Origin of the sequence: Streptomyces sp. SID12501, from assembly GCF_010550245.1 — a bacterium.
Lineage (GTDB): Bacteria > Actinomycetota > Actinomycetes > Streptomycetales > Streptomycetaceae > Streptomyces.
Window position 1 is genome coordinate 1 of record NZ_JAAGLU010000149.1, and the last position, 832, is coordinate 832.

At 72.7% G+C, this 832-nt stretch carries 1 protein-coding gene; it reads left to right on the forward strand.

What is annotated here, in order from left to right; all coding sequences use genetic code 11:
- Positions 1-832: aconitase family protein (locus G3I71_RS44905; RefSeq protein ID WP_239149756.1), on the forward strand; the 832-nt coding region annotated here is incomplete at both ends.

The following is an 832-nucleotide window of genomic DNA, read 5'->3' on the forward strand; positions in this document are numbered from 1 at the left end:
CCGTGCGGCGCCCCGACCTCACGCTCGCGACCGAGGACCACAACACGCCCACGCTCGACATCGACCGGCCCATCGCCGACGCGACGAGCCGCACGCAGATCGAGACGCTGCGCGCCAACGCCGCCGAGTTCGGCGTGCGCATCCACTCGCTCGGCGACGCGGACCAGGGCATCGTGCACCAGGTCGGCCCGCAGCTCGGGCTCACGCAGCCCGGCCTCACGGTCGTCTGCGGCGACTCCCACACGTCGACGCACGGCGCGTTCGGCGCGCTCGCGTTCGGCATCGGCACGTCCGAGGTCGAGCACGTGCTCGCGACGCAGACGCTGCCGCTCGCGCCGTTCAAGACCATGGCGATCACCGTGAACGGCGCGCTGCCCATCGGCGCGACGGCCAAGGACATCATCCTCGCCGTCATCGCGAAGATCGGGACCGGTGGCGGGCAGGGGTACGTCCTGGAGTACCGGGGCGAGGCGATCCGCAGCCTGTCGATGGAGGGCCGCATGACGGTCTGCAACATGTCCATCGAGGCCGGTGCGCGCGCGGGCATGATCGCGCCCGACGAGACCACGTTCGAGTACCTCCAGGGCCGCCCGCACGCGCCCGAGGGCGCCGACTGGGACGCCGCGGTCGAGTACTGGCGCACGCTGCGCACCGACGACGACGCGCAGTTCGACGCCGAGGTCGTGCTCGAGGCCGCCGACCTCGAGCCGTTCGTCACGTGGGGCACCAACCCCGGCCAGGGCCTGCCGCTGTCGGGACGCGTGCCCGTGCCCGAGGAGATCGCCGACGCCAACGAGCGCGTCGCCGCCGAGCGCGCGATCGAGTACATGGG